Annotated in this window: 15 protein-coding genes; 6 read left to right on the top strand and 9 right to left on the bottom strand. The window is 70.9% G+C overall.

Annotated features, from left to right (window positions below):
- Positions 1–28 precede the first annotated feature (28 nt).
- Both ACFXGX_RS26100 and ACFXGX_RS26095 read right to left on the bottom strand, forming a co-directional pair.
- Positions 29–1855 (bottom strand): glycosyl hydrolase family 18 protein, encoded by a 1827-nt coding sequence (locus tag ACFXGX_RS26100; protein WP_384795489.1) that lies wholly within the window; start codon positions 1853–1855, stop codon positions 29–31.
- Positions 1856–2201: 346 nt separating this feature from the next.
- Complete coding sequence (locus ACFXGX_RS26095) at positions 2202–2774, bottom strand: cob(I)yrinic acid a,c-diamide adenosyltransferase (protein WP_384795487.1); 573 nt, start codon at positions 2772–2774, stop codon at positions 2202–2204.
- Between the two features lie 229 nt (positions 2775–3003).
- On the opposite strand from ACFXGX_RS26095, the gene ACFXGX_RS26090 reads away from it, so the two are divergent.
- The 3 genes from ACFXGX_RS26090 (at position 3004) to ACFXGX_RS26080 (ending at position 7126) form a co-directional block, all read left to right on the top strand.
- Positions 3004–3852 carry a 3-hydroxyacyl-CoA dehydrogenase family protein gene (locus ACFXGX_RS26090; RefSeq protein WP_355981581.1) on the top strand — a complete coding sequence of 283 codons (849 nt, stop codon included), beginning with the start codon at positions 3004–3006 and terminating at the stop codon, positions 3850–3852.
- A gap of 216 nt (positions 3853–4068) precedes the next feature.
- Entirely contained in the window at positions 4069–4392 is a 324-nt protein-coding gene (locus ACFXGX_RS26085) for an STAS domain-containing protein (protein WP_355760442.1), read from the top strand.
- A gap of 268 nt (positions 4393–4660) precedes the next feature.
- A complete protein-coding gene (locus ACFXGX_RS26080; RefSeq protein ID WP_384795485.1) occupies positions 4661–7126 on the top strand; it encodes an ATP-binding protein in 2466 nt (821 codons plus the stop codon).
- Between the two features lie 100 nt (positions 7127–7226).
- Here the strand turns inward: ACFXGX_RS26080 and nucS are convergent, their stop codons facing one another.
- Positions 7227–7898, bottom strand: a complete 672-nt coding sequence (nucS, locus tag ACFXGX_RS26075; protein ID WP_384795483.1) for an endonuclease NucS — start codon at positions 7896–7898, stop codon at positions 7227–7229.
- A 364-nt stretch (positions 7899–8262) separates the two neighbouring features.
- Between nucS and ACFXGX_RS26070 the strand changes: the two genes are divergently transcribed.
- Entirely contained in the window at positions 8263–8655 is a 393-nt protein-coding gene (locus ACFXGX_RS26070; protein WP_384795481.1) for an SCO5389 family protein, read from the top strand.
- A gap of 105 nt (positions 8656–8760) precedes the next feature.
- Here ACFXGX_RS26070 and ACFXGX_RS26065 read toward each other — a convergent pair whose 3' ends face one another.
- Entirely contained in the window at positions 8761–9789 is a 1029-nt protein-coding gene (locus ACFXGX_RS26065) for an LLM class flavin-dependent oxidoreductase (RefSeq protein WP_384795479.1), read from the bottom strand.
- Positions 9790–10032: 243 nt separating this feature from the next.
- On the opposite strand from ACFXGX_RS26065, the gene ACFXGX_RS26060 reads away from it, so the two are divergent.
- On the top strand, positions 10033–10365 hold the full coding sequence (locus ACFXGX_RS26060) for an ATP/GTP-binding protein (RefSeq protein ID WP_384795477.1): 333 nt from the start codon (positions 10033–10035) through the stop codon (positions 10363–10365).
- A 46-nt stretch (positions 10366–10411) separates the two neighbouring features.
- Here ACFXGX_RS26060 and ACFXGX_RS26055 read toward each other — a convergent pair whose 3' ends face one another.
- From ACFXGX_RS26055 to ACFXGX_RS26045, 3 genes are all read right to left on the bottom strand, one after another.
- Entirely contained in the window at positions 10412–11257 is an 846-nt protein-coding gene (locus ACFXGX_RS26055) for an ABC transporter permease subunit (RefSeq protein WP_384795475.1), read from the bottom strand.
- Positions 11254–12522 carry an ABC transporter ATP-binding protein gene (locus ACFXGX_RS26050; protein ID WP_384795473.1) on the bottom strand — a complete coding sequence of 423 codons (1269 nt, stop codon included), beginning with the start codon at positions 12520–12522 and terminating at the stop codon, positions 11254–11256. The genes ACFXGX_RS26055 and ACFXGX_RS26050 overlap by 4 nt, the downstream gene beginning before the upstream one ends.
- Positions 12523–12750: 228 nt before the next feature.
- On the bottom strand, positions 12751–13674 hold the full coding sequence (locus ACFXGX_RS26045) for a hypothetical protein (RefSeq protein WP_384795471.1): 924 nt from the start codon (positions 13672–13674) through the stop codon (positions 12751–12753).
- Positions 13675–13919: 245 nt separating this feature from the next.
- On the opposite strand from ACFXGX_RS26045, the gene ACFXGX_RS26040 reads away from it, so the two are divergent.
- On the top strand, positions 13920–14864 hold the full coding sequence (locus tag ACFXGX_RS26040) for a hypothetical protein (RefSeq protein ID WP_384795469.1): 945 nt from the start codon (positions 13920–13922) through the stop codon (positions 14862–14864).
- Positions 14865–15030: 166 nt separating this feature from the next.
- Here ACFXGX_RS26040 and ACFXGX_RS26035 read toward each other — a convergent pair whose 3' ends face one another.
- Together ACFXGX_RS26035 and ACFXGX_RS26030 are read right to left on the bottom strand one after the other, a co-directional pair.
- Positions 15031–15798: an ABC transporter permease gene (locus ACFXGX_RS26035; protein ID WP_384795467.1), complete on the bottom strand. Its 768-nt coding sequence runs from the start codon at positions 15796–15798 to the stop codon at positions 15031–15033.
- Between the two features lie 2 nt (positions 15799–15800).
- Complete coding sequence (locus ACFXGX_RS26030; protein WP_384795465.1) at positions 15801–16790, bottom strand: ABC transporter ATP-binding protein; 990 nt, start codon at positions 16788–16790, stop codon at positions 15801–15803.
- Positions 16791–16883: the final 93 nt, after the last annotated feature.

The raw sequence follows: 16883 nt of genomic DNA, 5'->3' as shown, positions 1-16883 counted from the left end.
TGCTCTGGACCCGTGTCCGGGCCGGTGATCAGTTCAGGCCGCTGTTGATGGCGCTGACGAGTTCACCGTTGCTCGTGTCGCCGCTGAACTCCCAGAAGAAGGCGCCACCCAGGCCCTGGCTCTTGGCCCACGCCATCTTCGTGCCGATGGTGGCCGGGGTGTCGTACGACCACCAGTTGTTGCCGCAGTAGGCGTACGCGGTACCGGCGACGAGGCCCGTGGAGGGGCAGGAGGTCTTCAGGACCTTGTAGTCCTCGATGCCCTGCTCGTACGTGCCGGCCGCCGGGCCGGTCGCCGAGCCGCCGGGCGCGGACTGGGTGACCCCGGTCCAGCCGCGGCCGTAGAAGCCGATGCCGATGAGCAGCTTGCTCGCGGGCACGCCCTTCGACTTGAACTTGGCGATCGCGTCGGCGGTGGTGAAGCCGGGCGTCGGGATGCCGCTGTACGAGGTGAGCGGGGAGTGCGGGGCGGTCGGGCCCTGCGCGGCGAACGCTCCGAAGAAGTCGTACGACATGACGTTGTACCAGTCGACGTACTGCGAGGCGCCCGCGTAGTCCGCGGCGTCGATCTTGCCGCCGGAGGTGCCGTCGGCCGTGGTGGCCGCGGTGACCAGGTTGCTGGAGCCGAACTTGGCGCGCAGGGCCTGCATCAGGTTCTTGTAGGCCGCGGCACCGCTGCTGTCACAGGACAGACCGCAGGCGTTCGGGTACTCCCAGTCGATGTCGATGCCGTCGAAGACGTCGGCCCAGCGCGGGTCCTCGACCAGGTTGTAGCAGGACTGCGCGAAGGCGGTCGGGTTGGCCGCCGCCTGGGCGAAGCCGCCGGACCAGGTCCAGCCGCCGAAGGACCACAGGATCTTGATGTTCGGGTACTTGGCCTTCAGCTCGCGGAGCTGGTTGAAGTTGCCGCGCAGCGGCTGGTCCCAGGTGTCGGCGACGCCGCTGACCGCCTGGTCGGCGGTGAAGGCCTTGTCGTAGTCGGCGTAGGAGTCGCCGATCGCGCACTGGCCGTTGGTGACGTTGCCGAAGGCGTAGTTGATGTGCGTGATCTTGGCGGCGGAGCCCGACGTCACCAGGTTCTTGACGTTGTAGTTGCGGCCGTAGATGCCCCACTCGGTGAAGTAGCCGAGCTTGACGTTCTTGCCGCTGGGCGGCGGGTCGGTGGTGCCGCCGGTGGTGTGGACGGCGACGGAGCCGCTGACCGGACCGGTCTGGTCGGCGGTGTCACGGGCCTGGACGGTGTACGAGTAGTCGGTGCCGGCGGTCAGGCCGGTGTCCGTGTACGAGGTCGTCGTCACGGTCGCGACCTTGCTGCCGCCGCGGAGGACGTCGTAGTTCTTGACGCCCTTGTCGTCGGTGGCCGCGCCCCAGGAGAGCTTCACCGAGGTGTCGGTGACGGAGGACGCGGTGGGGGTGCCCGGCGCGGAGGGCGCGCTGTCGCCGGGGACGGTGGTGCCGCCGTCGCAACTGCCGCCGTTGAGCGTGCAGTTCGACGGGGAGCCGGCGCCGGCGCCGTTGAAGCCGAAGGAGACGGAGGCGCCCGCGGCGAGGGTGCCGTTCCAGGACTTGTTCTTGGCGGTCCAGTGGTTGCCCGAGCTGGTGACGTCCGCGTCCCAGGCCGAGGTGACGGAGGTGCCGGAGGGGAAGTCCCACTGGATCGTCCACGAACTGATCGCGGTGGTACCGGTGTTCTTGACGGTCCACTTGCCTTCGAAGCCCGTGCCCCAGTCCTGGGTCTTCGTGTAGGTGGCGGTGGCACTGTCGGCGGCGTGGGCCGGACTCGCGAGGCCGACCAGGCCGGCCAGGGGGAGCAGCAGCGTGGCGAGCCCTGCCGTCGCTCGTTGTCTGAAGCGCATTCCGCGCCTCCTCGGGGGAGTTGGGGGAGGGAGGGGCGTGACTGAGCCTTCACACCCACGGTGCCGTGAGAATAGGAAGGTCTGGACCACAGGTCAATAGGTCTGGACCACTAGTTCCCCGTCCCTCTTGATCCTCAACTCCCTTACGGGTGCCGCGCCTTGGCGGCCGGTCGTACCGTCTGACGGACCGGCAGGCGGCTGACGTGGTCCTTCGTGTCCCCGCGCGCGGTCGGACCGGAGCCTCCGGCGGGGACGACGAAGGGCGCCCGCGGCAACGGGCCCGAAGGTCGCTTCGAGCCCGGCGCGGACGCCCTGACCGTGTTCGGCGGAAGAGTCCGGGAGTCGCTCAGCGCTCCCCGCCCGGGACCCACAGCACGTCGCCCACGTCCTTGTTCGCCGTGCGCGCCAGGATGAACAGGAGGTCCGAGAGGCGGTTGAGGTAGGTGGCGGTGAGCGGGTTCATCACCTCACCGTGGACCTCCAGCGCCGCCCAGGTCGAGCGCTCGGCCCGGCGCACGACCGTGCACGCCTGGTGCAGGAGCGCCGCGCCGGCGGTGCCGCCGGGCAGGATGAAGGAGCGGAGCTTCTCCAGCCGCTCGTTGAACAGGTCGCAGTCCGCCTCCAGCTTGTCGATGTAGAACTGCTCGACCCGCAGCGGCGGGAACTTCGGGTCCTCGGCGACGGGCGTCGACAGGTCCGCGCCCACGTCGAACAGGTCGTTCTGGACCCGGGTGAGGACGTGGACGACCTCGTCCTCCAGGCCGCCCAGCGCGATCGCCGTACCGATCACCGCGTTCGCCTCGTTGGCGTCGGCGTACGCCGAGATCCGCAGATCGGTCTTGGCGACCCTGCTCATGTCCCCGAGGGCCGTGGTGCCCTGGTCGCCGGTCCGGGTGTAGATGCGCGTCAGATTGACCATGGACTCAATCTAGACGCCCCCGCGGGCCCGGGAGGCGCCGTGCCCGCGAGGTGCGGATCACAGGGCGCGGACCCGGCCGGTGAGGGTGCGCCGGGTCCGTGGGACGGGACGTGACGGGTGTCTCACGCCCTGAGACCGTGACACGCGTTACTTACGGGTTTCCCGCCCCCTTCCGAACGCTACTCTCCGCCGAAGAGGCATACACAAGCAGCGTGTTAAGGGAGTCTGAGTGGCTGGGAAGCTCGCCGTCATCGGAGCCGGACTCATGGGGTCCGGTATTGCCCAGGTCTCCGCGCAGGCGGGCTGGGACGTCGTTCTGCGCGATGTCACCGACGAGGCGCTGAACCGCGGCCTCGACGGCATCAGGGCCTCGTACGACAGGTTCGTGAGCAAGGGCAAGCTGGAAGCCGCCGACGCGGACGCCGCCCTCGCTCGCATCACGGCGACCACCGACCTGGACGCCGCCGCCGACGCGGACATCGTCGTCGAGGCGGTCTTCGAGAAGCTCGAGGTCAAGCACGAGATCTTCCAGGCCCTGGACAAGATCGTCCGCCCCGACACCGTGCTCGCCTCCAACACCTCCGCGATCCCGATCACCAAGATCGCGGCGGCCACGGAGCGCCCGGAGCGGGTCGTCGGCGTGCACTTCTTCTCGCCGGTGCCGATGATGCAGCTCGTCGAGCTGGTCCGCGGCTACAAGACCAGCGACGAAACGCTCGCCGCCGCGCGCGAGTTCAGCGAGTCCGTCGGCAAGACCTGCATCGTCGTCAACCGCGACGTCGCCGGCTTCGTGACCACCCGTCTCATCTCGGCCCTCGTCGTCGAGGCGACGAAGCTGTACGAGTCGGGCGTGGCCACCGCCGAGGACATCGACCTCGCCTGCCGGCTGGGCTTCGGCCACGCCATGGGCCCCCTGGCCACCGCCGACCTCACGGGCGTCGACATCCTGCTGCACGCCACCGGCAACATCTACACCGAGACCCAGGACGAGAAGTTCGCCCCGCCGGAGCTGATGCGCCGGATGGTTGACGCCGGTGACATCGGGCGCAAGAGCGGGCAGGGCTTCTACAAGCACTGAACGATCATGCGGCGACCGGGACACCGGTCGCCGCATGCGCCACGGACGCCGTGCACGCCTCTCGGATGTCACTCCATGAGGTGAATTCGGTATCGGTTCGCTTACAGACGGCAACCTCCGGGGCTCTCAGGCAGTCAGACCATGCACAACATGCAGACGCGAAGACGCGGAAACAGACCCACGCGGAGTTACGAGACGCATTCTCGGGGAGCGCATATGTACATCAGGGGCGACCACGCCGAGCTGGTCGTCGGGGGCCGCCTCGACGTACGCAGCGCGGCGGACGCCCGCACGGTCCTGCACACGGCCGTCGACGACGGAGCCGGCGACCTGGTGCTCGACCTGTCCGAGCTGGACTCCTGGGACGCCACCGGGCTCGGGGTCATCATGGGGGCCCACCGGCGTGCCGGGCGGTGCGGCCGACGGCTCGTGCTGCGGGACGTACCGCCGCAGATGCAGCGTCTGCTGGTGGCCACCCGGCTGCACCGGATCCTGGCGATCGAGGGTGGTATCGGGGTCGAGTCCCTGCCCCGGGTGTGACCTGAGCGCGGCCCCACCGCCCCGCGTGCGCGACCGCGTACGCGTCCCGACCGGTGCGCCGGTCCGCACCCCGTGCACAATCCTCACGAAGCCGTGACGGTTCGGACGGCGCGGTACCCCGCCTGTTCGTAGATACTGTGCGAAGGTTTAGGGTTCGGCTGCCCGCCGACCGAAACCCTACGAGCGGGCACCGGACCAGAAGCGACAGAGCGGTGTGCAGCCAGGCCGGGAGGGCATCGGCACACGACGCTTTTGGGGGGCTTGGGACATGGACCCGATCAACCGGGGATCCGGCGAGTACGGCCATGAGGACGACGGCCAGGTGACTCGCCCGCGCCCGCCGCGCGACCCACTCGCGACAGACCTCGGACAGCACAAGCCCGCACTGGTCCGCACGGTCAGGCTCGTCACGGGCGAGTTCGCGCTCACCGTGAACCCCGTCGACGGCAGCGAGCTGGAGAACTGCCCGCCGCACGAACGCCCCCGGCCGCCGGCCAAGCGCGGCGCCGCCGAACGCGCCGAACTGGCCCGCGCGACCCAGCCGCCCGTTCCGCCCGGCCCGGCACAGCCCCGGCTGCCGCTCCTGGAACGCCACGAGGAGCGCGAGCAGATCGTCCGCCTCCTCGCACGCGGCCGCTCCGTACGGCTCACCGGCCCCTCGGGATCGGGCCGCACCGTCCTGCTGGACGCCGTCGGCGAAGACTGCGCGGACCTCGCCCCCGACGGCGTCGTCCGTCTCTCCGGCTACGGACGTACCGCGAGCGACGTGCTGCACGACCTCTTCGCCGTCGTCTACGAAGCCCCCCTGCACCGCCCGGACCACGACGAACTGCTCCGGCTCGTCCGCGAGATCGGCGCGGTCGTCGTCCTCGACGACGCGGAGATCGGCGGCAGCGCCCTCGACGTGCTGCTCGACGCCACCCCCGAGTGCGCCTTCGTCATCGCCGCCACCCCCGACATACCGGCCCCGTCCGCCCGCGCCCAGCTCGACGAGGTCCTCCTCGGCGGCCTCGACCGCAGCGGCGGTCTCGAACTGCTGGAACGCGCCGTCGGACGTGTCCTGACCGAGGACGAGTCGAACTGGGCGGGCGACCTCTGGTTCGAGTCGGAGGGGCTGCCCCTGCGCTTCATCCAGGCCGGGGCGCTGCTGCGCCAGCGCGACCGGATGCAGGCGAGCGAAGAGGCCTTCGACGACTACGGCGTCTTCCAGGAAGCCCCGGCCGACGCGGCCTTCGAGGCCGGCGACGGCGCCGACGTGCCGCTGCCCTCCCTCGCCGAGGGCGCCGCGCCCGCCGCGCTGCTCGCCTCCCGGCTCAGCGAGTCGGCGCGCGCCACCCTGCGCCTCGCCGTCGCGCTCGGCGGCGAGGTGCCCCACCAGGCCCATCTGCCCGCGCTCGTGGGCGACACCCACGCCGACGCCGCGCTCGCCGAACTCGCGGCCTCCGCGCTGGTCTCCCCGGTCGGCACCCGCTACCGGCTCGCCGCCGGTGTGCAGGCCCAGCTCGAGGCCTCCGGCTACGCGGACACCCTCCAGGAGAGCGCGCTGGCCGCCGCCCGGCACTACACATGGTGGGCCGGGCACCCCTCGGTCACCCCGGAGCGGGTCTGCGCCGAGGCCGACGCGGTGCTCGCCGCCCTGGACGTGCTCGTCCCCGTCACCACCGTCCCGCAGGACGACGAAGGGGAGAGCGTCTCCGTCCAGCTCGCCCGCACGGCCGCGCCCGCCTTCGCGGCCGGGCTGCACTGGAGTGCCTGGGAGCGCGTCCTGCGTCTCGGCGTCGAAGCCTCCGAGCTCGCCGACGACCTGGGCGAACAGGCCTACTTCCACCACGAGCTGGGTGTCCTCGCGCTGTGCGGCCTCCAGCTCGACCGGGCCCGCGCCGAGCTGGAGGCCTCCGTCGCCATGCGCGGCGAACTCGCCGACAAGCGCGGCACCACCGCCGGCCGCCGCGCGCTCGCCCTGGTCGCCGACCGCTCCGGAACCCTCCAGATCACCAGCGGGGGCAGCCCGTCGGGCGAAGAGGTGCCCGACGCGCGGCACGACGAGTCGGTGTCGCCTCCCGGCGGCGTAGCGGCGTCCCCGCGCACCGACCCGTCGGGCGACACCATCACGGTGCTCGCCCACCCGGGCGTCCGCGGCTTCCCCGCGGCCAAGCCGCGGAGCGTCGCGGGCCGGCTCGTCAGCGGCACCCGGCGCAACCTGGTGGCCGCGGGCGCGGGCGCGCTCCTCGTGGCCGTCCTCGGGACCGTGGTGACCCTCGGCGCGACCTCGGACCACACCGACGACACCCCGTCCGAGAAGGTCGGCGTCAATCCGTCGGCCACTCAGGACGCCCAGGACGACAGCCTGGGGGCGGACACCCCGAAGAAGGGCGACGACTCCTCCTCCGGCGCCGTGGCCACGCCCACCGACCCGGGCCCCGACGGCACGTACGGCACCACGGACGATCCGACACCGACGGCCACGGCGACCCGGCAGCCGTCCGCCGGCCCGAGCGGGACGCGCACCGGCACGAACAAGCCGTCGAAGTCGCCCTCCGAATCGCCGTCGCATCGGCCCACGCACCGGCCGACCTCACCGTCGCCGAAGCCTACGAAAGCCTCGCCGTCACCGTCCTCGGCGAGCCCTTCGCCGTCGTCCCCGTCGCCGTCACCCAGCACGTCGACGACCCCGGCCACCTCCGACTCCGCGAGCGGCCCGGTGCCGACGTCGTCGAGCGGCACGGTGATCTGACAGCGAGGTCCGGACGTACGGCCGGACCCCATGGGAAGAGACAGAGGGCCGGATCCGACGACGGACCCGGCCCTCTGTGTCGTATACGAACCCGAGGGGCTCAGAACAGCCGCAGTTTGTCGTCCTCGATGCCGCGAAGGGCGTCGTAGTCCAGGACCGCGCAGCCGATGCCGCGGTCGGTGGCGAGGACGCGGGCCTGCGGCTTGATCTCCTGGGCGGCGAAGATGCCGCGGACCGGCGCGAGGTGCGGGTCGCGGTTCAACAGCTCCAGATAGCGCGTGAGTTGCTCCACGCCGTCGATCTCGCCGCGCCGCTTGATCTCCACGGCGACGGTCTGCCCCTCGGCGTCCCGGCACAGGATGTCGACCGGGCCGATGGCCGTCATGTACTCGCGGCGGATGAGCGAGTAGCCCGCGCCGAGGGTGTCGATGCGGTCGGCGAGCAGCTCCTGGAGGTGCGCTTCCACGCCGTCCTTGATCAGGCCGGGGTCCACGCCGAGTTCGTGCGAGGAGTCGTGGAGGATCTCCTCCATCGTGATGATGAGCTTCTCGCCCGCCTTGTTGATGACGGTCCAGACGCCTTCGTCGTCGCCGGACCCCTCCTTCAGTGTGCAGGGCGGCGACATCCAGTTGAGGGGCTTGTAGGCCCGGTCGTCCGCGTGGATCGAGACGCTGCCGTCCGCCTTCACGAGGATCAGGCGGGGCGCCGACGGGAGATGGGCGGTGAGCCGGCCCGCGTAGTCCACGGAACAGCGGGCAATGACGAGACGCATGGTCGGCAACGCTACTCGACCGGCGGCGGTGCACGCGATTCCCGTACTCGTCCCGCACCCGCCTCCCGCGCACGGTCCCGAGGCGGAACCGGTGGTTCGCACCATTTGTTCCACCGGTCGGCGCCACCCGGCCAGGACGGTGTTTTCGCGGGTCATCCCATTGATCCTGAAGATTCCCTGTTCCGCCGTGGCCGATTGTCGGCCTACCGGGTGTTCGCTATGTGCCCATTCTCCTGGTGCCGTTACCTGCCGATGCTTACCGTATGAACGGGAGGTCGCGGTACATGTACTCAGCGTGTTCGATACCGCGGTCCCCGTCCCTGTCCGGCAACCCCCGAGCTGTGGGGGTGCGAGAGGAGTACCCATGTCGCTCGACGTCTCACCGGCCCTACTCCAACAGGCCGAGCGAGGCGAGGTCGATGAAGCAGAATTCGTCGACTGCGTCCGGACCTCCCTGCCCTACGCGTGGGAGATGATCAGCTCCCTGGTGGCCCAGCTGAAGGTGGACGGCGGCGCGTTCGCCGACAACCAGACGCCCCCGCCGGACGAGCAGGCACGTGGCCAGCTGCTGCGTGCGCTCGCGAGTGACGCGATACGCGGCGCGCTGCAGCGGCACTTCGGAGTGCGGCTGGCCTTCCAGAACTGCCACCGGGTGGCGGTGTTCCCACTGGACGACTCGGTGGACGACACACTGGCACGCTTCACCTCGGTCCGCAGTCAGTTGCTCAACCAGTCCCCGGAGTTCAGGGACTGCTGACGCACTGATGCCGCACTGCTTGCCGCTCCGTACGCGGGAGGTGCATTGGTACTGGGGCGGCAAGCTCCCCGCGTGTCCGGCCCGTCGGGGCCGGACCCCGCGCGGTCACCTGAGCTGGGGCAGCACCTCGGCCCCGAGCCGCCGTACGTTCTCCTCGGTCGCCGCCAAGTCGCCCGAACCCTCGACGAGCAGCGCGAAGCGCCCGATGCCGGTCCGCTCGGAGGTCGCCGCGAGCCGGTCGGCGCACAGCCGCGGCGTGCCCACCGGGTGCAGCCCGCAGAGCAGTTCGGTGTACGCCACCGGGTCCCGCATCGAGCGCGCGCGGCCGTCGACGGTCATATGGGCGTCCAGTCCCTGCCTCAGCCAGCCCGGCATGGCCTTGACGAGCGTCTCGACGGCGTCGGTCCGGCGGTCCGCGATCTGGCAGACGCCGGCGGAGACATGTGCGGCGGTGAGGATCTCGTCCGAAGGGCGTCCCGCCGCGCGCGCGTGCCGCCGCCACAGCGCGACCATTTCGGCCTTCTCCTCGTCCCCGACGTGCATGCCCAGAAGCATCGGCAGTCCGCGCTCGGCGGCGAGCCGCACGCTCGCGGGCGAGGTGCACGCCACGACGACCTCGGGGCCCGGAGCTCCGCTCAGCGCCTCCGACGGGCGTGGTACGACGGGGACTTCACGGAACGAGAACCGCTCGGAGGTGCCGGCGACCGTCGGCTCGCGCAGCCAGCGGATCAGCAGATCGAGTGACTCCGGGAACCCGTGTTCGTATGCCGCGAGGCCCGCTCCGAAGACCTCCAGGTCGACCCAGGGGCCGCCGCGGCCGACCCCCAGCGAGAACCGCCCGCCGGACGTCAGGTGCAGCAGGGCGGCCTGTTCGCCGAGCGCCACGGGGTGCGCGGTGGGCAGCACGCTGACCGCCGTGCCGATCCGGATCCGGTCGGTGCGGCCGAGCAGGTACGCGGCGAGTGTGACGGCCGACGGGCATGTCCCGTACGGCACGAAGTGGTGTTCGGCCAGCCAGACCGCGTCGAGCCCGGCCTCCTCGGCGACCTCGGCGGACCGCACCGCGCGGTGCAGGGCCTCTCCCTGGCCCTGTCCAGGGAACTGGGCGGCGAGTACAAAACTTCCAACGTGCATCGAACTTCCTGCTTCCTCGGCTCCGACACGGAGCTCCCCCACCCGGCATAACCGCCTGACACGTGCCGAAGACACGGCCTTGCGGGGAGATTTGCGGATTGTCTGGGAATTGGGCTGTCCGAAGACCGTCCGAGGACTGTCCGAAGGGCGATCTGTGCGGGTTGGCGGAGTACGCGTACCCGTGTGCGTCCCGCGTAGGCTGGGGTTGGCCCCTGCTCCCTGTATAGCTCCGTGAGGTGTCCCTTGTCCCCGCGTCGCAACCGTCCGAAGGACGCCGGCCCGTCCGGCAGCAGCCCCGGGGAGGACTCGTCGGACCGTTATGGCGGCTGGCAGTCCACGGAGAGCTGGCAGGGCGACGAGTGGAGCGTGCGTCATGTGGCGGGCGCGAGCGCGCAGGGCAAGACCTACCGCTGCCCCGGCTGCGACCAGTTGATCCCCTCCGGGGTGCCGCACGTGGTGGCCTGGCCGGAGCACTCGGGCGTCGACGAGCGGCGGCACTGGCACAAGGCCTGCTGGAACGCGAAGGACCGCCGCACCTCGCGGGTGCAGCGGTCCCGTAACGCGCCCAGGTTCTAGGCGACTTCGGACTGTCCGGCCTCAAAGGACGGGACGGGCGCGGTCGTCACACGTCGCGGCGCTCCAGGAGGACGAAGGCGGCGACGACGGCCGCCGCGGTGACCCCGGCGAGCAGGCCGAGCTGGGCGGCGCCGTTGCCGCTCTCGTTGTCCAGCCGGAAGACCCGGGCCAGCGAGCTGATGGCGGCGTACTCCTGCATCTTCTCGCCGATCGTCCGCAGGGTCTCGGACATCATCAGGAAAGCGGGCAGGATCGAGGGCAGCAGCACGACACCGAGCATCGTGGTGATCGCGCCCGCCGAGTGCCGCAGCATCGAGCCCACGGCGAGCGAGAGCATGCCGAGCAGCGAGACGTACAGCGCGCCCATGAAGACGGTGCCGACCCACGGGATGTCGGAGCCGCCGCTGTGCAGGCTCGCCGTGAACAGCCCGATGAGCCCGATCGCGAGCGCCGAGACGGTGAACGCGACCGCGAAGAAGATGATCAGCTTGGCGGCGAGCACCCGGTGCCGCTGCGGCGAGGCCGTGAACGTCGTACGGATCATGCCCGTGCCGTACTCGGAGGAGACCACGAGCACGCCCAGCGTGATCAGGCAGAGCTGGCCGAGCAGCAGTCCGATGAACGCGGGGACCGTGAACGGGACGTCCCCGAAGTCCTCGTCCGTGGTCTGCACGGCGACCAGGAAGCCGATGCCGATCACCAGGAGCAGGAAGGTGCCGAGCGTCCACATCGTGGAGCGCACCGACTTGATCTTCGTCCACTCGGAGTGGAGCGCGTGCCCGAGGTGGGTGCGGGTGACGGGGATCGGCGAGGTGTACGAAGTGCCGGGCGCCGCCTGCCAGGCGGGGGCAGCGGCGGCCTGCTGCGGCATCGGGGGCTGGGGCGTGCTCATCGGGCGTCCTCGGGCTTGGTCAGGTCGGCGGCGGGCGCGGTCGTGGGCGCGGCCTCGGGCGCGGGTGCCGGAGCGGCGGCGGGCGCCGGGGGGCTCGCGGGAGCCTGGGCGTACGGGTTGGCGTCCGGGGCGCCGGGGGCGGCCGGAGCGCCGTACGGGCCGGGAGCACCGGCGACGGGGGCCGCGGGGGCGCCGTAGGGACCGGCCTGCGGCATGGCGAAGGGCTGCCCGCCCTGCTGGGGCGGCAGCGGCGCGTACCAGCCGGGCTGGCCCTGGCCCGCCACCGGCATCTGCGGAGGCGGCATGGCGCCGGGCGGCAACGGCTGCTGGAGCCCGGCCTTCTGGTCGACGGTCGAGCGGTAGTCGACGGCGCCCTGCGTCATCCGCATGTACGCCTCCTCCAGCGAGGCCTGGTGCGGAGACAGCTCCCACAGGCGGACGTCGGCGGAGTGCGCGAGGTCGCTGATGCGGGGGAGCGGCAGGCCGGTGACGCGCAGCGCGCCGTCCTGCTCGGGCAGCACCTGGCCGCCAGCCTCGGTCAGCGCGGCGGTCAGCTTCTCGCGCTGCTGCGGCTCGGTGTCGGGGGTGCGCACCCGGGCGAAGTCCGCCGAGTTGTGGGAGATGAACTCCTTGATGCTCTGGTCGGCGAGGAGCTGGCCGCGGCCGATCACGATGAGGTGGTCGGCGGTCAGCGCCATCTCGCTCATGAGGTGCGAGGAGACGAAGACCGTACGGCCTTCCGCGGCGAGGGCCTTCATCAGGTTGCGCACCCAGAGGATGCCCTCGGGGTCGAGGCCGTTGACCGGCTCGTCGAAGAGCAGCACCTGGGGGTCGCCGAGGAGCGCGGCGGCGATGCCGAGGCGCTGGCCCATGCCGAGGGAGAAGCCCTTGGAGCGCTTCCGCGCCACGTCCTGGAGGCCGACGACGCCGAGCACCTCGTCCACACGGCGGGCCGGGATGCCCGAGAGCTGCGCCAGGCTCAGCAGATGGTTGCGGGCGCTCCGGCCGCCGTGGACGGCCTTGGCGTCGAGGAGCGCGCCGACCTGGCGGGGCGCGTTCGGCAGCCTGCGGTAGGGGAAGCCGCCGATCGTCACCTGACCGGAGGTCGGATTGTCGAGGCCGAGGATCATGCGCATCGTCGTCGACTTGCCCGAGCCGTTGGGCCCGAGGAAGCCGGTGACCGCACCCGGCCGGACCTGGAAGGAAAGGTTGTACACGGCTGTCTTGGCGCCGTAGCGCTTCGTCAGGCCGACTGCCTCGATCATTCTCCGCACCCATCGAAAGGTTCAGGACGTCGGGGCGCACGCCCCCGTAAGGGTTAGGAGGATATCCGGGCGCCGGCGGTTCCACTCAAGGGGAAGTAAAGTCCCGCCCATCGGCTGGTGAAAGATCCAGGAGAGCGCGAAGTTTCGTACCGGTGTTCTGTCAGGTACCCGTCCCTCCTGGCGGGGAGGGAAAAGCGAATTCACGCCGCCCCCTCCGGCAGGGAAATCTCAGGAGCGGCCCGGCAGGGAATCGTCCAGCGGCGGAAGATCGTCGTACAGCCGCAGCTCGGCCGATTCGTCGAGATAGGGCAGGAAGTCGGTCTGCGGCAGCACCCAGCCCTCCTCGCCGAAGATCAGCGTGCCCGCCTCGCGCAGCGACCGGTCGGCACCAGCGCGGCGCACCCACGTCGCCGGGTCGGGCCCGAGCAGGTCGCGCAGGCGCCCGGAGTCGGCCAGCAGAGCCGCGAGCAGCTCGGACTGGTCGCCGCCGCCGGGGCGGGGCCGCCCGGTCTCCGGCTCGGCGAGCACGCCGTGCGCGCTGAAGTAGATGTACGCGCCGCCGAGCCGCTCCCCGGACGGCATCGTCATCGTGAACGCGCCGCCGGGGAGTATCGCCCGCCGGTAGTCCGGGAACTCGGTGTCGTCGACGGCCTTGAGCTGCGTCGAGTCCAGCCAGGTCACCACGAGCGTCGTCTCGGCGTCCGGGTCCACGTACGGCGTCCCGGCCACGTAACCCGCCGGACTGATGTGTCCCGAGCAGCCCACGCCGATCCCGCGCACCCGCACCGGAACCATCGGCACCGTCGCCGGGATGCCCAGCCGGGTCAGTTTGTGGGCGACCTGCCCGGGGGAGGCGTTCGAACCGACGGCGATGACCGGGTGGCGCAGTCCGGTGCCCACCTGCCCCAGGTCGGCGAGGGCCTCGTCGAGCCGCTGCTGCGCCTGGCGCTCCTCCACGAACCACTCGCCGAGCCGCAGCGGCCGCACGTCGAGCTGGAGCAGCTCGCCGCCGGTCAGCAGGGACGGCTCGGTGGTGGGCCGGCCCGGATAGGTGAGGGGCTTCTTCGCGGGCACGTCGCTCAGGCCCAGCGCCTCGAGGCTTCGGTCCTTCGTCGTCACGGTGACGCCCTCCGGGGGTGGTGTCGCGCGCATGCGGGCACAGCCTTTCACGCGAGATGGACCTGGGCCTTCATCCGAGGTCTACCCGGCGTGGGACCCGGTCTCCCCGGCTGGGCGCGGTTGGCCTGAACCGACACCGGGAATGCTGTCGCCCCTATTGTAGAGGTGAGGGCGAAATCGGTTACGGGGGAAGCAAGTTGGGGCTCATGAGGCAAAGCCTGGGAAGGCTGGGACGGCTGGGACAGACCGGCCGGGGACCGGCGCATCCGCGTTATCGCATGTCGGTTCGCTGGTGGATCGCCGGACGCACCGTCCACGCCCTGCTGCTGATGACACTGGGCGCGCTCGCCGTGCTCTCGGTCGTCGTGGCGGCGGCCTGGACGCTGACCGAGGACTCGCCGCGTTCGATGGCGGACCGTTTCTCCGACGGGGAGCGGCTCCTGGACCTCAGCCTCGGCGTGCTGCGCGCCTGCGTCGGCACCGACAGCCTCGACCCCGAACCGGACAGCACCGCCCACCAGCTCCTCGCCACGCTCGCGTCCGTGACCGGCGCGCTGGTGCCGGCGGTGCTGCTGGGCATCGCCCTGATCAAGCTGTTCGCGCTGCGGCCCTTCGTGTGGCGGCGGCGGGCCAGCATCTCGCACGCCTGGACCGCCGACTTCCCGGGCTACTCGCGGCGGCACGCGGACAGCGACCACGCCATCATCGCCGTCCGCTTCTACAACCGCTTCGACAATCTCTCGGTCGTCGACCTGCGGGCCCGCGCCCATCTGCGCTATCTGGAGCGCTCCCCGCACGACGGCAGTCTCGTCATCTACAAGCAGTGGCTGAAGGTCCTGGACGCGCAGGGCGAGCCGGCCGACGAGCGGAGCTGGCTCGCGGTCGAGCGGGGGGCGCCCTTCACGGTCTGGATACCGGTCGAGGCGCCGGTGGCCGGACTGCCGTTCGGCCGGATCCAGGGCAAGGACCTGTCCCGCTCGTCCGGGGTGAAACTCCTCGTCCGGCTGACCGCCCGGACCGTCGGGCTCGGCACCGAGGTCGCCGACGAACGCTGGTTCGACCTGGAGGCCGGGGACTTCGAACTCGGCCGCTTCGTGCCGCTCCAGCCGGACCTCGGCAAGGACGTGTGGCAGTGGGACGGCTGGTCCGACTTCGACGGCCTGATCCACCCCGGCCCGGACGGCGACGAGCCGCCCGGCCGTCCCGTGCCTGACCCCTCTTGAGCGGCGTCCGTCCGATCCGTCCGCTCGTTGAGCCGCGTCCGTCAGGCCCGTCCGCTCATTGAGTTGCGTCCGTCCAGGCGTCCCGCTTCTTGAGCAGCGTCCGTCTACGCGTCCCGCTTCTTGAGCAGCGTCCGTCTACGCGTCCCGCTTCTTGAGCGGCGTCCGTCTACGCGTCCCGCTTCTTGAGCAGCGCGTAGCCGCCGGCCAGGGCCACGGCCACCCACAGCACCATGATGCCGAGGCCGCCCCAGGGCCCGTAGGGCGTGTCGTCGATGGGCGTCACCACCCGCAGGATCCTGCTGCCGGCCTGGTCGGGGAGGTATCGGCCGACCTTCTTGGTCGCGGAGACGGCGCCCAGGATGTTGGAGATCAGGAAGAAGAACGGCATGAGAATGCCGAGCGAGAGCATCGGGGAGCGCAGCATCGCCGCGACGCCCATCGAGAAGACGGCGATGAGCGTCATGTAGAGCCCTCCGCCGATCACCGCGCGCAGCACCCCCGGATCGCCGATCGACGTCCTGTGCGTGCCGAGCGCCGCCTGGCCCACGAAGAACGTGATGAAGCTGGTGATCATTCCGACGATCAGGGCGAGGCCGGCCGCCACCGCGACCTTGCTGAACAGGAAGGTGCCGCGCTGGGGGACCGCCGAGAGCGAGGTGCGGATCATGCCGGTGCTGTACTCGTTGCCGACGACGAGCACCCCGAACACGATCATCGCGAGCTGCCCGAGGGTCATGCCCGCGAAGCTGATGAACGTCGGGTCGAACGTGAGCCGGTCCTGCCGGCTCAGGTTGTCGAACTCGTTGCGGGAGAGGAGCGAGATGAGCAGGCCCAGCGCGATCGTCACGACCGCCGCGAGGCTCAGCGTCCACACCGTGGACGAAACGGAACGGATCTTGGTCCACTCGGACCTGAGGACCTGGGTGGCCGCCATCGTCAGCCCTTCTTCCAGTCGCCGCCCCACCGGGGGGCGGGGGACGTGTCCGGCGGGCTCGGCGTGAGCTCCCGCTCCGGCGTGCCGGTGCTGTGCGCGTGGTACTCCACCGACTCCGCGGTCAGCCCCATGAAGGCCTCCTCCAGCGAGGCCTGCTGAGGGCTCAGCTCGTGCAGCACGATCTGGTGCAGCGCGGCCAGTTCCCCGAGCTGCTCCGGTTTCCCGTCGTCCACCTCCAGCGCCCCGCCGCTCGTCTGGACGGCCGTGATCCCCGCGCCCTTCAGCACGTCGAGCAGCCGCTCGCGCTGCGGGGAGCGGACCCGGACGTAACTGCGCGAGTTCTGCCGGATGAAGTCGGCCATCGAGGTGTCGGCGAGCAGTCTGCCCTGGCCGATGACGACGAGGTGGTCGGCGGTCAGCGCCATCTCGCTCATGAGGTGCGAGGAGACGAAGACCGTACGGTCCTGGGACGCGAGGGATTTCATCAGATTGCGGATCCAGTGGATGCCCTCGGGGTCGAGGCCGTTGACCGGCTCGTCGAACATCAGGATCCGCGGGTCGCCCAGCAGCGCGCCCGCGATGCCGAGCCGCTGGCCCATGCCCAGCGAGAACCCCTTCGCCTTCTTCCGGGCGACCGCGGTGAGGCCGACGGTGTCGAGGACCTCGTGCACCCGCGCCTTCGGGATGCCGTTGCTCTGGGCGAGGCACAGAAGGTGGTTGAAGGCGCTGCGGCCACCGTGCATCGCCTTGGCGTCCAGCAGGGCGCCGATGTACTTCAGCGGGTCCTTGAGCCGGTCGTAGTGCTGTCCGTCGATCCGTACGTCGCCCGCGGTGGGACGGTCGAGCCCGAGCATCATCCGCATCGTCGTGGACTTCCCGGCGCCGTTGGGGCCGAGGAAGCCGGTCACGATGCCAGGTCTGACGGTGAAGGTGAGGTTGTTGACCGCCACCTTCTCGCCGTACCGCTTCGTCAGCCCCTCGAGCTCGATCATGCGGCCACGCTAAGACGGCCCCCGGGGGCCTGCCACTTGACGACAGAGCCCACGCAGACGACAGAGCCCACGCAGACGACAAGGCCCGCGCCC

Source organism: Streptomyces sp. NPDC059371, assembly GCF_042751995.1.
In the GTDB taxonomy this organism is placed as follows: Bacteria; Actinomycetota; Actinomycetes; order Streptomycetales; family Streptomycetaceae; genus Streptomyces.
This window is presented reverse-complemented; position numbering and strand designations above follow the sequence as displayed.

Coding starts and splice junctions, on each gene's coding strand:
- ACFXGX_RS26100 (WP_384795489.1), bottom strand. CDS start 1,855: ATGCGCTTCAGACAACGAGCGACGGCAGGGCTCGCCACGCTGCTGCTC.
- ACFXGX_RS26095 (WP_384795487.1), bottom strand. CDS start 2,774: ATGGTCAATCTGACGCGCATCTACACCCGGACCGGCGACCAGGGCACC.
- ACFXGX_RS26085 (WP_355760442.1), top strand. CDS start 4,069: ATGTACATCAGGGGCGACCACGCCGAGCTGGTCGTCGGGGGCCGCCTC.
- ACFXGX_RS26080 (WP_384795485.1), top strand. CDS start 4,661: ATGGACCCGATCAACCGGGGATCCGGCGAGTACGGCCATGAGGACGAC.
- nucS (WP_384795483.1), bottom strand. CDS start 7,898: ATGCGTCTCGTCATTGCCCGCTGTTCCGTGGACTACGCGGGCCGGCTC.
- ACFXGX_RS26070 (WP_384795481.1), top strand. CDS start 8,263: ATGTCGCTCGACGTCTCACCGGCCCTACTCCAACAGGCCGAGCGAGGC.
- ACFXGX_RS26065 (WP_384795479.1), bottom strand. CDS start 9,789: ATGCACGTTGGAAGTTTTGTACTCGCCGCCCAGTTCCCTGGACAGGGC.
- ACFXGX_RS26055 (WP_384795475.1), bottom strand. CDS start 11,257: ATGAGCACGCCCCAGCCCCCGATGCCGCAGCAGGCCGCCGCTGCCCCC.
- ACFXGX_RS26050 (WP_384795473.1), bottom strand. CDS start 12,522: ATGATCGAGGCAGTCGGCCTGACGAAGCGCTACGGCGCCAAGACAGCC.
- ACFXGX_RS26045 (WP_384795471.1), bottom strand. CDS start 13,674: ATGCGCGCGACACCACCCCCGGAGGGCGTCACCGTGACGACGAAGGAC.
- ACFXGX_RS26040 (WP_384795469.1), top strand. CDS start 13,920: ATGTCGGTTCGCTGGTGGATCGCCGGACGCACCGTCCACGCCCTGCTG.
- ACFXGX_RS26035 (WP_384795467.1), bottom strand. CDS start 15,798: ATGGCGGCCACCCAGGTCCTCAGGTCCGAGTGGACCAAGATCCGTTCC.
- ACFXGX_RS26030 (WP_384795465.1), bottom strand. CDS start 16,790: ATGATCGAGCTCGAGGGGCTGACGAAGCGGTACGGCGAGAAGGTGGCG.